This window comes from Pseudomonas sp. S3(2024) (assembly GCF_036861315.1).
Lineage (GTDB): Bacteria > Pseudomonadota > Gammaproteobacteria > Pseudomonadales > Pseudomonadaceae > Aquipseudomonas > Aquipseudomonas putida_A.
On the sequence record NZ_JAZAQQ010000014.1, the window covers coordinates 1 to 13,242 of the forward strand.

The window sequence follows — 13,242 nt, forward strand, 5'->3', positions numbered from 1 at the left end:
AATTCTACAGCGTTACACGCTGCTGTCAACACCTCTTTTTCTCCGCTTTCGACCGAGAAGATCGAACCGTCAAAAGAGCCAAACATCACCGCTCTTTCAACTCCTTCCAGGCTTCGATGAACTGAAGCAAGCCGATGCCGAAAACTGCGTAACTCATTGAATCTCAAGGAGTTTTCCGTTTCGACTGCGCCGGAAGTGGGGCGAATTATAGACTTCCTGAATCTGCCGTCAACCGTTAATTTCAGTTTTCTNTCTTTCAACTCCTTCCAGGCTTCGATGAACTGAAGCAAGCCGATGCCGAAAACTGCGTAACTCATTGAATCTCAAGGAGTTTTCCGTTTCGACTGCGCCGGAAGTGGGGCGAATTATAGACTTCCTGAATCTGCCGTCAACCGTTAATTTCAGTTTTCTTTCAACAACTTACAGATCGGTTAAAAAACGCACAATTCCATCTATATATAGGCAGGAAACAGCCTTCTTCTATATAGAGGCGATACTCAAAGCACTCCATCAGCCTTGAGTGCCTCTACCGCGCCAGCGCCCAGACCCAACACCCGCTGCAAAACCTCCAACGTATGCTCGCCCAATAAAGGAGGCGCGCGAAGGTACTCGACCGGCGTCTGCGACAGCCGGATCGGACTCGCCACCTGCGGGACCATCCCCGCCAGTGCATGCGGCAGTTCTATCGCCAACCCCCGCGCCTTCACCTGCGGATCCTCAAACACCTGGGACAGATCATTGATCGGCCCACACGGCACGCCCGCCTGCTCCAACTGCGCCACCCATTCGGCGGTGGTCTTGAATACCGTCGCCTGGCGGATCAGAGGAATCAACACCGCGCGGTTAGCCACCCGCAGCTTGTTAGTCGCGAATCGCGGATCGTCCGCCCACTGCGGCTGGCCCGCCACCTCGGCAAACTTGCGGAACTGGCCGTCATTGCCAACGGTAAGAATGAAATCACCGTCGGCCGTCGGGAAGTCCTGATAAGGCACGATGTTCGGGTGTGCATTACCCAGACGTTTCGGCGCATTGCCGGTAGTCAGGTAGTTCATTGCCTGGTTCGCCAGGCATGCGACCTGTACATCCAGCAAAGCCATATCGATGTGTTGCCCGCCACCGTCGTGATCACGATGAGCCAGCGCCGCCAGAATCGCCACGGTCGAATATAGCCCCGTAAGAATGTCCGTCAGCGCCACTCCCACCTTCACCGGCCCGGCGCCTTCATCACCTTCAGGGCGACCGGTCAGGCTCATCAGCCCGCCCAGCCCCTGGATCATAAAGTCATAACCCGCACGCTTGGCATACGGCCCGGTTTGACCGAAGCCAGTGATCGAGCAATAGATCAGGTCCGGATTGATCGCCTTCAGCGACTCGTAGTCCAGCCCATAGGCAGCCAGCCCACCGACCTTGAAGTTCTCGATCAGAATGTCCGACTTCGCCGCCAGCTCCCGTACCAGGTTCTGCCCTTCAGGCCGAGTGAAGTCGATCGTCACCGATTGCTTGTTGCGGTTGGCCGACAGGTAATAGGCCGCCTCGCTGGTGTTTTCCCCATAAGCATCCTTAAGGAAGGGCGGCCCCCAGGCGCGCGTGTCATCGCCATTGCCTGGGCGCTCGACCTTGATCACCTCGGCGCCAAGATCGGCGAGAATCTGTCCGGCCCACGGCCCGGCCAGCACGCGCGATAAATCCAGTACCCGCAGATGCGACAGCGCGCCCATGGTCGCTCTCCTGTTAATAGAACGCCTGCAGACCGGTTTGCGCGCGACCCAGAATCAGCGCGTGAACGTCGTGGGTACCTTCATAGGTATTCACCACTTCCAGGTTGACCAGATGACGGGCCACACCGAACTCGTCAGAGATACCGTTGCCACCCAGCATGTCACGGGCCATGCGAGCGATGTCCAGCGACTTGCCACAGGAGTTGCGCTTCATGATCGAAGTGATTTCGACCGCAGCAGTGCCCTCATCCTTCATGCGACCCAGGCGCAGACAGCCTTGCAGCGCCAGAGTGATCTCGGTCTGCATGTCGGCCAGCTTCTTCTGGATCAGTTGGGTAGCGGCCAATGGACGCCCGAACTGCTGACGATCGAGGGTGTACTGGCGAGCGGTGTGCCAGCAGAACTCGGCAGCTCCCAAGGCTCCCCAAGAGATGCCGTAGCGTGCGGAGTTAAGGCAGGTGAACGGGCCCTTCAGGCCGCGCACGTCCGGGAAGATGTTTTCTTCCGGCACAAACACGTTGTCCATGACGATTTCGCCGGTGATCGAGGCGCGCAGACCGACCTTGCCGTGAATCGCCGGTGCGCTCAGGCCCTTCCAGCCTTTTTCCAGTACGAAGCCACGGATGTCGCCGGCATCGTCCTTGGCCCAGACCACGAACACATCGGCGATGGGGCTGTTGGTGATCCACATCTTGGCGCCGGTCAGGCTGTAGCCGCCGTCGACTTTGCGCGCACGGGTGATCATCGCGCCCGGGTCGGAACCGTGGTTTGGCTCGGTCAGACCGAAGCAGCCGATCCATTCGCCAGACGCCAGTTTCGGCAGGTATTTCTGTTTCTGTGCTTCGGTGCCGAATTCGTTGATCGGCACCATTACCAGCGACGATTGCACACTCATCATCGAACGGTAGCCGGAGTCGACGCGTTCTACTTCACGGGCGATCAGACCGTAGCTGACGTAGTTCAAGCCGCTACCGCCGTACTGCTCAGGAATGGTCGCCCCCAACAGGCCGACTTCGCCCATTTCGCGAAAGATCGCCGGATCGGTTTTCTCATGGCGGAAAGCTTCAAGCACGCGGGGCGCCAGGCTCTGCTGAGCGAATTGGGCGGCGGTGTCACGGATCATGCGCTCTTCTTCGGTGAGCTGTTGATCCAGCAGCAGGGGATCGATCCAATTGAAGCTAGCTTTACCGCCCATGAGTGTGTCCTCGCAAATCGGTGAATTAACGTGGCATTGATCCTAGGCCCGGTTCGCCAGCGCGGCAAACGAGGATTTCGCATCCTGTTGTGCTAATTTCTCACTCCGAAACGTCGCTGAATGCCTTTTACGCGGCGCATTAGTGAGGTTGACGTACATGCGCAGGAAGATCCCCAGCACCACCGCCCTGATCAGCTTCGAAGCCGCCGCTCGCCACGAAAGCTTTACCAAGGCTGCCGAAGAACTTTCCCTCACCCAGGGCGCCATTTGCCGACAGATCGCCAGCCTTGAGGAGTTCCTCAGTGTGGAATTGTTCCGACGCTCGCGACGTGGAGTGAAACTGACGGAAGCGGGCCTTTCCTACAGCCGTCGGGTGGCGACGCAACTGGACGCCGTGGAGCGCGATACGCTCTCAGTGATGGGCCAGCAAGGCACCAACGTAATCGAACTGGCGGTGGTGCCCACCTTCGGCACGCAATGGCTGCTGCCACGGCTCAAGGACTTCCAGCTCAAACACCCGGAAGTAACGGTCAACCTGACCAACCGCACCCGCCCGTTCCTGTTTGCCGACACTGATTTCGATGCGGCAATCTACTTTGGCGACGCCGATTGGTCGGGTACCGAATCCCACAGGCTGATGGGCGAAAATCCGATGCCGGTGTGCAGCCCCACCCTACTCGGCAGCAGGACACATCTGACTCCTGACGAGATCGCCGAGCTGCCGTTGCTGCAACAAACCACTCGCCCTTACGCCTGGCGCCAATGGTTCAACTCACAGCACCTGAACATCCCACGCGACATGACAGGTCCGCGCTACGAGCTATTCTCCATGCTGGCCCAAGCGGCCATGCACGACATGGGCATCGCGCTGATTCCACCGTTTCTGATTCAGCGCGAACTGGCCGAGAAACGCCTGGTGGTCGCCAACCCGAATGCGCTTTCCAGCATCAAGGCGTATTACCTGATGATTCCGGAGCGAAAGGTCGAATCGGCATCACTCAAGGCTTTTCGCGATTGGCTGGTCAATCAGGCAAACAGCTACAGCCTAGAAGGATAAAGGCCTACAGCGATTACTAACCCGGTAGTCAGGAAAATCAAAGCCCTACAGATATAAGTATTTGTCGCAAAATCACAGACTGTATCCGAAAGTCGTACAGACGTCCCACAAGCGCCTGAAGACGTGGCTTTGAGCCTTCATCCACGACTCATTACGGCCTATTCACGCCACCGATGAGAAATTTTTTCAAATTCAGCCAGAATCCTTGCAAGGCACGGCCTGCAAGGGATTCAACTGGCCATCTGCGACATTCGGTCACGGGATGACTTGTAGTTAATTTTCCGTCACCCGTCATAATCCCTTGAAGGGCATAAAGTTCGCCTGCAAAATGCCGCGCCCCGCCCTGATTTGGCGGGATCGTGCTGATCGGCCGCCCCAGTCGCACCATCCGCAGTGCCTGGGTTTACTCAATAAGATCACGCAGGAGATTTGACGTGCACATTGGTGTTCCTCTCGAAACCCAGACCGGTGAAACACGGGTTGCTGCAACCCCGGAAACCATTAAAAAGCTGATCAGCCAAGGTCATAAGGTCACTGTGCAAACCGGCGCCGGCGTTAAAGCCAGCGTTGTCGACAGTGCCTATGAAGCGGCGGGCGCAACCATTGGCAGTGCCAACGATGCGTTCGGCGCCGAGCTGATTCTAAAAGTGGTCGCCCCCAGCGACGCCGAACTGGCGCTGATCAAGCGCGGCACGGTGCTGGTGGGCATGCTCAACCCCTTCAATAACGACACCATCGCCAAAATGGCCGAGTGCGGGATTACCGCGTTCGCTCTGGAAGCGGCGCCGCGCACCTCTCGGGCGCAGAGTCTTGATGTGTTGTCGTCGCAGGCGAACATTGCCGGCTACAAGGCTGTGTTGCTGGCCGCGCACTACTATCCGCGCTTCATGCCGATGCTGATGACCGCTGCGGGCACCGTGAAAGCGGCGCGCGTGCTGATTCTCGGCGCCGGTGTGGCCGGGTTGCAGGCGATTGCCACGGCGAAACGTCTGGGTGCGGTGATCGAAGCGTCTGACGTGCGTCCGGCGGTGAAGGAACAGATCGAATCCCTCGGCGCCAAGTTCGTCGATGTGCCTTACGAGACTGACGAAGAGCGTGAATGCGCGGTGGGTGTCGGCGGTTACGCTCGCCCGATGCCGGCGAGCTGGATGCAACGTCAGGCCCAGGCTGTGCACGAACGCGCCAAGCAGGCCGACATCGTCATCACCACCGCACTGATCCCGGGCCGCAAGGCGCCGACACTGTTGAGCGCGGACACCGTGGCGCAGATGAAGCCGGGCTCGGTGGTCATCGACCTCGCGGCAGCTCAGGGCGGCAACTGCCCGCTGACCGTCGCCGATCAGGTAGTGGTCGAGAACGGCGTGACCATCGTCGGCCCGACCAACCTGGCCGGTGAAGTCGCTGCAGACGCCTCGGCGCTATACGCCCGCAACCTGCTGGACTTCCTCAAGCTGGTGTTCACCAAAGAAGGCCAGTTCGACGTCAACCTCGAAGACGACATCGTCGCCGCGTGCCTGATGTGCCGCGACGGCCAAGTCATCCGCAAAAACGCCTAAGCAGGGATTCAGACGATGGAAGAGCTTATCTCCCCCGGTATCTACAACCTGATCATCTTCGTGCTGGCGATTTATGTCGGTTACCACGTGGTCTGGAACGTTACACCTGCGCTGCACACGCCGTTGATGGCGGTGACCAACGCCATTTCGGCGATCGTGATCGTCGGCGCCATGCTTGCCGCTGCGCTGACCGTCACGCCACTGGGCAAAACCATGGGCACCCTCGCCGTGGCACTGGCTGCGGTCAACGTGTTTGGTGGCTTCCTGGTCACCCGCCGCATGCTTGAGATGTTCAAGAAGAAAGCCCCGAAAGCAAAAGAAGAGGCGCCGAAGTAATGAGCATGAATCTCGTCACGACGCTCTACCTGATCGCGTCGATCTGCTTTATCCAGGCCCTTAAAGGCCTGTCGCACCCGACCACCTCGCGGCGCGGCAACCTGTTCGGCATGCTCGGCATGGCGCTGGCCATCCTCACCACCATCGGCCTCATCTATAAGCTGGGTGCTGAGCTGGCAACTGCCGGTATCGGTTATGTGATCGTCGGCCTGCTGATTGGCGGCACTGCCGGTTCGATCATGGCCAAGCGCGTTGAAATGACCAAGATGCCGGAGCTGGTTGCGTTCATGCACAGCATGATCGGTCTGGCCGCGGTGTTTATCGCCATTGCCGCCGTTGTCGAGCCGCAGTCACTGGGTATCGTCAAACATCTGGGCGATTCGATCCCGGCGGGCAACCGTCTGGAGCTGTTCCTCGGCGCGGCGATTGGTGCAATCACCTTCTCCGGCTCGGTGATCGCCTTCGGCAAGCTGTCGGGCAAGTACAAGTTCCGCCTGTTCCAGGGCGCGCCAGTACAGTTTGCCGGTCAGCACAAGCTGAACGCAGTACTCGGTCTGGCGACACTGGTGCTGGGCGTGACCTTCATGCTCACCGGCAACCTCGCCGCGTTCGCGCTGATGCTGGCTCTGGCGTTCGTGATGGGCGTGCTGATCATCATCCCGATTGGCGGCGCCGACATGCCGGTGGTGGTGTCGATGCTCAACAGCTATTCGGGTTGGGCGGCAGCAGGTATCGGCTTCTCGCTGAACAATTCGATGCTGATCATTGCCGGCTCTCTGGTGGGTTCGAGCGGTGCGATCCTCTCGTACATCATGTGCAAGGCGATGAACCGTTCCTTCTTTAATGTACTGCTTGGCGGTTTCGGCAACACGGCCGACGCAGGACCTGCCGGTGCGAAAGAAGCCCGTCCGGTGAAATCCGGTTCGGCCGACGACGCAACGTTCCTGCTGACCAACGCCGACACCGTGATCATCGTCCCGGGTTACGGCCTGGCGGTGGCCCGTGCGCAGCATGCATTGAAAGAGCTGACCGAGAAACTGACCCATCGCGGCGTGACCGTGAAGTACGCGATCCACCCGGTGGCCGGTCGCATGCCGGGGCACATGAACGTCCTGCTCGCCGAGGCCGAAGTGCCTTACGACCAGGTGTTCGAGATGGAAGACATCAACTCCGAGTTCGGCCAGGCCGACGTGGTGCTGGTACTCGGCGCCAACGACGTGGTCAACCCGGCCGCCAAGAACGACCCGAAATCGCCGATTGCCGGCATGCCGATTCTCGAAGCGTTCAAGGCCAAGACCATCATCGTCAACAAGCGCTCGATGGCCAGCGGTTATGCCGGTCTGGACAACGAACTGTTCTACCTGGACAAGACCATGATGGTGTTCGGCGACGCGAAAAAAGTCATCGAAGACATGGTCAAAGCGGTCGAGTAATCCTCCGCAGTTGCACCGGACGCCCCGACTTGTCGGGGCGTTTTTGTTTGCGCAAACCGTCGGACAATTTGCCGCGTTGTTGCAGATCCAGTAACGGTGTTTTACTTCAAACCCGCTAAATAGACGCCTCGTTTGCGACCTTGGTAGCGGGACAGGCGCCCGCGAAATTCACTAGACTGCGCATCCTGCTACTCGCTTCCCGAGAAAATAATCCATGTACCGTGACCGTATTCGCCTGCCTTCGTTGTTGGATAAAGTGATGAGCGCCGCCGACGCCGCCGCGCTGATTGAAGACGGCATGACCGTCGGCATGAGCGGCTTCACCCGCGCGGGCGAAGCCAAAGCTGTCCCTCACGCACTGGCCGAGCGAGCCAAGGTCACGCCGCTGAAGATCAGCCTGATGACCGGCGCAAGCCTGGGCAACGACCTCGACAAGCAACTGACCGAGGCCGGCGTGCTGTCGCGGCGCATGCCGTTCCAGGTCGATAGCACCTTGCGCAAGGCAATCAACGCCGGCGAAGTGATGTTCATCGACCAGCACCTGTCGGAAACCGTCGAGCAACTACGCAACCAGCAACTGAAGCTGCCGGACATCGCAGTGATCGAAGCCGTGGCCATCACCGAGCAAGGCCACATCGTGCCGACCACCTCGGTGGGCAACTCGGCGAGCTTCGCGATTTTCGCCAAGCAGGTGATTGTCGAGATCAACCTGGCGCACAACGCCAACCTCGAAGGCCTGCATGACATCTATATCCCCACCTATCGCCCGACGCGCACGCCGATCCCGCTGGTGAAAGTCGACGATCGCATCGGCAGCACCGCGATCCCGATCCCGCCGGAGAAGATTGTCGCCATCGTCATCACCCAGCAGGCGGATTCGCCGTCCACGGTGTCGACCCCGGATGTCGACACCAATGCCATCGCCGAGCACCTGATCACCTTCTTCAAGCAGGAAGTCAATGCCGGGCGCATGACCAACAAGCTCGGCCCGTTGCAGGCCGGGATCGGCAACATCGCCAACGCGGTGATGTGCGGTCTGATCGATTCGCCGTTCGAAGACCTGACCATGTACTCCGAAGTGCTGCAGGACTCGACCTTCGACCTGATCGACGCCGGCAAGCTGAGCTTTGCGTCGGGCAGCTCGATCACTTTGTCGGAGCGGCGCAACAGCGACGTATTCGGCAACCTGGAGAAGTACAAGGACAAACTGGTGCTGCGCCCGCAGGAAATCTCCAACCACCCGGAAGTGGTGCGTCGTCTGGGTATCATCGGTATCAACACTGCGCTGGAGTTCGACATCTACGGCAACGTCAACTCCACCCATGTCTGCGGTACGCGGATGATGAACGGCATTGGTGGCTCGGGCGACTTCGCGCGCAACGCACACCTCGCGGTGTTCGTGACCAAGTCGATCGCCAAGGGCGGCGCCATTTCCAGCGTGGTGCCGATGGTCAGCCACGTTGACCACACCGAGCATGACGTAGACATCCTGGTGACCGAAATCGGCCTGGCCGACCTGCGCGGCCTGGCGCCACGGGAGCGCGCGCGGGTGATCATCGACAACTGTGTGCATCCCGATTACCGCCAGGCGCTAAATGACTACTTCACCGCCGCCTGCGCCATCGGCGGCCATACCCCGCACATTCTGCGTGACGCCTTGAGCTGGCACATGAACCTTGAAGAAACCGGCCGTATGCTCGCGGTGTAATTCGTACAGTCAACCGCTGATGCAGACACAGTTTGTGTCAGCGGATTTTTTAACCCGCCACATCTGGCAAAAACTGTACTGCTGTACCGGTTATTTCCTACAGATTTTGCCTACCTCCTTCCTCGAATTGAGCAAAAACGCACCACATTAGTGCTGACAGGTACAGTTTGCTCAATTTCGACCCGTACACCCCCTATAAACAGTTAACTGGTCACTCACAATACAGTTGAACTGTATCTAGAGAGACTAGGCAAACGAGAGGATCATGGGCACCAGTTAAACCACTACCTGATCCCGCCACAAGCGGAAGGATGTCAACCATGGAACGTACACTCAGTTCCGAACTGTTCTTCGAAGACAAAGCTGCAAAAAACCAGGCTTCCCTGCCTCTGCGCGTTATCGCCAACCTGATGTTGTGGCAGCGCCGCATCTCCAGCCGCCACCAACTGGCTCGTCTGGATTCGCGTCTGCTGGCTGACGCCGGTATCAGCGAAGCACAACGCTACGAAGAGCTGAGCAAGCCGTTCTGGCGCTAAGTAGCGTCGCTGGCTCTGGTCGTCAGACCCACCGCCAGCAACCCGAATTGAACACACAAGACCCGTCGCGGGAAACCGCGACGGGTTTTGTCGTTTCAGGGTTCGAAAATGCCCGTACAGCAGAATAATCAAAGTACAGGTACAGTTCTCAATAAACAAAATCTGAACCAGTACAATTTTTCATGAGTGTATCTGCTCGCCAAACTGCATCGGGCGCAGCATGTCCTTAACCCTCCTCGGTTTAAGGAAAACGCCATGAAAGGCTTACAGGATGTTTCGACAGCTTCGACTCTACCTCGCGCTCACTCGCACCCGTTGCGGCGCTTGTTTCGCCCCCTGTGGCAAGGACTGGAGCGCGCCAGGACGCGGCGCCTGCTGGCTCAACTGGACCAGCGCGACCTAGCGGATCTGGGCCTCAGCCATGCCGATCGGCTCAGAGAACTGGAGAAACCATTCTGGCGCTAGCATTCTGCCCACTGTCCGAACCTCGCGCGCAGGCCTAATATCCACGCCAGAACGTGGCGAATCTTCTGTAACCCGCGTCTGAATCATCAGACACAAGCCACCTCTCAATACGGTTTACTATCAGGAGATCCACCATGTCCCGTCTTCGCCTGCTCAGCGCTGCCGCCTTGCTGGCCGTGGCTGCCAACGCCAGTGCCTCCAGCTTCATTGTGACCACCGACGCCGTGGTTGGCGCGCTGAAATCCTCCTCGGACGCCACCTCCGATGTCAGCTCTTCGCTGCGTGACAACAAAGTCGTGATCGCTGCCCGTGACGACGCTGCCAGCTTCGTCGCCAGTGAAGGCCAGATCCGTGGCGTGAAACTGGAAAGCGCCCTCGACCTGATCCGCCATCAGGCACCGCAACTGAACGCGACCGACTTCCAACTGGCGCAAGCCATCCTCGCGATCTGATCCGACGATGCCGCACGGGGCACGCCAGTCGTGTCCCGATGTTTCGCCGCTGGCTCTGGCCCGGGCATTTGCGCTAGCCTTGAGGCTCGTTAACCGTTACCGAGTCTCATGCGTTTATTCAAACTGCTTTTCCCTTCTGTGTTGATCAGCGCCTTCTGGGCGACCTCGGTCGATGCCTTTGATGTCTCCACACAAAACACCGTGGTCAGCGTTTGGGCGACCGGAATGGTGTCTTCCGCACCATTCGACCGTAAACTGATGATCGCCGCTCACGATGACGCGGCGGCGTTTGTTGCCAGTGACGGTCAATTGCGCGGCGCGCAGCTCGAATCCGCCCTGCATTACTTGCGCAAATCCCGACCAAAACTTCATGTCAGCGACCTTGAACTGGCACAGGCAATTCTCGTCCAATAGTTATCATGATCCCTCGTTAACATTGCCCTCCGGAGTCGTTCCATGCGTAGCCCGCTGATTGCTGCCGCCCTTGGCCTGTTTTTGTTGGCCGATGTGGCCCAGGCACACACCCTGGTAGCCACCAGTAACATCATCGTTCGTGCCTCCCAGCGCACCATCGATTTCACCTCCGATACCACGACGTCGATTCGCGATTCGAAAATCATCCGCGAAGCCCACGACGATGCGGCCAGCTTCGTTGCCACCAATGGCGATATCCGTGGTGCGCACCTGGAGGCCGCCCTCAACACCTTGCGCACGCGCGTGCCGGAAGCCCGCGACGCCAGTGATCAGGTGCTCGCCGAAGCCATCCTCGCCCTGTGAAGTCACTCGGCGCCTGGCTACTGGCCGGGGCGTTGTTGCTGCTTGGCAACAGCGCCCACGCCAGCCTGCAATTGCGGCTCAAGACCGACGGCCTGAGCCCCGCTCAGCAGCAGGCCAGCCAGGCGCTGCTCGATGAAGCCATGCACAAGTTGCCGCCCAGCTTCGTCGAACAACTGGACCGGCGCATCGATGTCGGCTGGACCGACGACATGCCCGGTAACGCCTACGGCCAGGCGACCCTGGTTGCCGAGCTCGACCTGAACCGCAAACTGCTCGCCGGCCTCACCGACGGCAGCGCGGCCAACGAGAAAACCAATCGCCCCCACGGCACGGTGCGTCAGGAACTGCTGGCAACGGTGCTGCACGAACTCACCCACATTTACGATCGCGCGCGTCTGTGGCCCGCCGCCGAACGCACGCTGATCCAGCGCTGCACTCGCCGCAGTAACAGCGCCGGCCTGGTCGGCATTCCCGATGAGTGCCGTGGCCAGACTGAACGACGCTTTACCCTCAGCGATGATCCACGTCTGCTTGATCTCGCCGGTTGGCAGCAGTACGTCGGGCGCCGTGGTGAGCGTGAACAACACAACCGTCAGGTCGCCCGCAGCCCGGACCTGTACGAGATCTCCAGCCCGAAAGAGTTTGTCGCGGTCAACATGGAGTATTTCCTCCTCGACCCGAGCTACGCCTGTCGCCGTCCGGCGCTCTATCGCTACTACAAGGAGCGCTTCGGCTGGGCACCACCGGCCAAGGACACCTGCAGCAATACCTTCGCCTTTCTCAACGCCGGCAACGACTTCGCCAAACAGCCCTTGGGCCAGGTCGACCCGGAGCGGGTGTACGCCGTCGATTATCTGCTGGCAGAAGCCAACCAGAACTGGGTCAGCCGCTGGGGTCACAGCATGCTGCGCCTGGTGATCTGCGCACCAGGTCGCCCGCGTGGGCCGGATTGCCGGCTCGACCTTGATCAGCATCTGGTGCTGTCCTACCGCGCCTTTGTCGGCGACGTGCAGCTGTCAAGCTGGGACGGACTGGTCGGCAAATATCCGTCACGCCTGTTCGTCCTGCCGCTGGCGCAGGTGATCGACGAATACACCAAGACCGAACTGCGCAGCCTCGCTTCAGTGCCGCTGAATCTGTCGCGCACGGAGATTGAAGAGGTGGTCGAACACGCCGCCGAGATGCACTGGAGTTACGACGGCAACTACTTCTTCCTGTCCAACAACTGCGCCGTGGAAAGCCTCAAGCTGTTGCGCAGCGGCAGCAATAACAAGCAACTGATTGGCCTGGACAGCATCATGCCCAACGGTTTGCTGGAAGTGCTCAAAGGCCGTGGCCTGGCCGACACCAGCGTGCTCGACAATCCCAAGGAAGCGCTGCGCCTGGGTTATCGCTTCGACTCGTTCCGCGATCGCTATCAGGCGATGTTCGATGTGTTGAAAAAGCAGCTGCCGATCAAGCAAACCAGCGTCGAAGATTGGCTATCGCTGTCTGCCGAGGAACGTCGCCAGTGGTTCGAACGTGCAGACCTGCGCACCAGCGCTGCATTGCTCCTGCTGGAACAGGCGAGCTATCGCCGTCAGTTGCTGCTGGCCCAGGACGAGGTCAAGCAGCGTTACCTCGGCGCTCGGGAGCTGGAAAACGGCGGCATGGACAAGGCCAACGCCACCCTGCAGGAAATTCTCGCCAACAGCGGCTTCCTCAGTCGTCCGGCGGAACTGCTCGACAGCCGCGGCTACGGGCTGCCGCAACCGAGCGAGTTCAAGCGCCTGCAAGACGAAAGCGCCCAACGCCAGAAACAACTGCTGGCGCTGAGCGGCGATCTGGACAAGGAAGTGCGCAAGTTGCTGGAACCCAAGCGAGCGGCCGAAATTGCCGCCAGCGAAGCCAATGTGAAGCAGATCGGCGAGCACCTGCGCAAACTGCACAAGGCGTCCGGCGGACTGGAATTGCCCTGAAAGCAAAAGATCGCAGCCTGCGGCAGCTCCTACAGAGATAAATGTAGGAGC

At 59.4% G+C, this 13,242-nt stretch carries 13 protein-coding genes; 11 read left to right on the forward strand and 2 right to left on the reverse strand.

What is annotated here, in order from left to right; all coding sequences use genetic code 11:
* Positions 1 to 497 precede the first annotated feature (497 nt).
* Complete coding sequence (locus VLA07_RS24780) at positions 498 to 1,718, reverse strand: CaiB/BaiF CoA transferase family protein (protein ID WP_098966520.1); 1,221 nt, start codon at positions 1,716 to 1,718, stop codon at positions 498 to 500.
* 13 nt (positions 1,719 to 1,731) lie between these two features.
* Positions 1,732 to 2,913: an acyl-CoA dehydrogenase gene (locus VLA07_RS24785; protein ID WP_003220420.1), complete on the reverse strand. Its 1,182-nt coding sequence runs from the start codon at positions 2,911 to 2,913 to the stop codon at positions 1,732 to 1,734.
* Positions 2,914 to 3,070: 157 nt separating this feature from the next.
* Here VLA07_RS24785 and VLA07_RS24790 point away from each other — a divergent pair, with 157 nt between their 5' ends.
* The 11 genes from VLA07_RS24790 (at position 3,071) to VLA07_RS24840 (ending at position 13,191) form a co-directional block, all read left to right on the forward strand.
* Positions 3,071 to 3,970 carry a LysR family transcriptional regulator gene (locus VLA07_RS24790; protein ID WP_333992127.1) on the forward strand — a complete coding sequence of 300 codons (900 nt, stop codon included), beginning with the start codon at positions 3,071 to 3,073 and terminating at the stop codon, positions 3,968 to 3,970.
* A 434-nt stretch (positions 3,971 to 4,404) separates the two neighbouring features.
* The gene (locus tag VLA07_RS24795; RefSeq protein WP_007962844.1) at positions 4,405 to 5,526 is read left to right on the forward strand and encodes a Re/Si-specific NAD(P)(+) transhydrogenase subunit alpha; all 1,122 of its coding nucleotides are present in this window, start codon (positions 4,405 to 4,407) and stop codon (positions 5,524 to 5,526) included.
* Positions 5,527 to 5,541: 15 nt separating this feature from the next.
* Positions 5,542 to 5,862, forward strand: coding sequence for an NAD(P) transhydrogenase subunit alpha (locus tag VLA07_RS24800; RefSeq protein ID WP_003220416.1), 321 nt, complete (start codon positions 5,542 to 5,544; stop codon positions 5,860 to 5,862).
* Positions 5,862 to 7,295 (forward strand): NAD(P)(+) transhydrogenase (Re/Si-specific) subunit beta, encoded by a 1,434-nt coding sequence (locus VLA07_RS24805; protein ID WP_027610192.1) that lies wholly within the window; start codon positions 5,862 to 5,864, stop codon positions 7,293 to 7,295. Before VLA07_RS24800 ends, VLA07_RS24805 begins: the two co-directional genes overlap by 1 nt.
* A gap of 214 nt (positions 7,296 to 7,509) precedes the next feature.
* Positions 7,510 to 9,003 carry an acetyl-CoA hydrolase/transferase family protein gene (locus tag VLA07_RS24810; protein WP_333992135.1) on the forward strand — a complete coding sequence of 498 codons (1,494 nt, stop codon included), beginning with the start codon at positions 7,510 to 7,512 and terminating at the stop codon, positions 9,001 to 9,003.
* Between the two features lie 320 nt (positions 9,004 to 9,323).
* Positions 9,324 to 9,539: a DUF1127 domain-containing protein gene (locus tag VLA07_RS24815; protein WP_007962833.1), complete on the forward strand. Its 216-nt coding sequence runs from the start codon at positions 9,324 to 9,326 to the stop codon at positions 9,537 to 9,539.
* Positions 9,540 to 9,794: 255 nt separating this feature from the next.
* On the forward strand, positions 9,795 to 10,004 hold the full coding sequence (locus VLA07_RS24820) for a DUF1127 domain-containing protein (protein ID WP_027610194.1): 210 nt from the start codon (positions 9,795 to 9,797) through the stop codon (positions 10,002 to 10,004).
* A gap of 134 nt (positions 10,005 to 10,138) precedes the next feature.
* Positions 10,139 to 10,456 carry a DUF2388 domain-containing protein gene (locus VLA07_RS24825; RefSeq protein ID WP_007962831.1) on the forward strand — a complete coding sequence of 106 codons (318 nt, stop codon included), beginning with the start codon at positions 10,139 to 10,141 and terminating at the stop codon, positions 10,454 to 10,456.
* Between the two features lie 108 nt (positions 10,457 to 10,564).
* Positions 10,565 to 10,870 carry a DUF2388 domain-containing protein gene (locus VLA07_RS24830; protein ID WP_333992139.1) on the forward strand — a complete coding sequence of 102 codons (306 nt, stop codon included), beginning with the start codon at positions 10,565 to 10,567 and terminating at the stop codon, positions 10,868 to 10,870.
* 42 nt (positions 10,871 to 10,912) lie between these two features.
* Positions 10,913 to 11,233: a DUF2388 domain-containing protein gene (locus VLA07_RS24835; protein ID WP_007911662.1), complete on the forward strand. Its 321-nt coding sequence runs from the start codon at positions 10,913 to 10,915 to the stop codon at positions 11,231 to 11,233.
* A complete protein-coding gene (locus VLA07_RS24840) occupies positions 11,230 to 13,191 on the forward strand; it encodes a DUF7844 domain-containing protein (RefSeq protein WP_333992142.1) in 1,962 nt (653 codons plus the stop codon). Before VLA07_RS24835 ends, VLA07_RS24840 begins: the two co-directional genes overlap by 4 nt.
* The last annotated feature ends 51 nt before the right edge of the window (positions 13,192 to 13,242 follow it).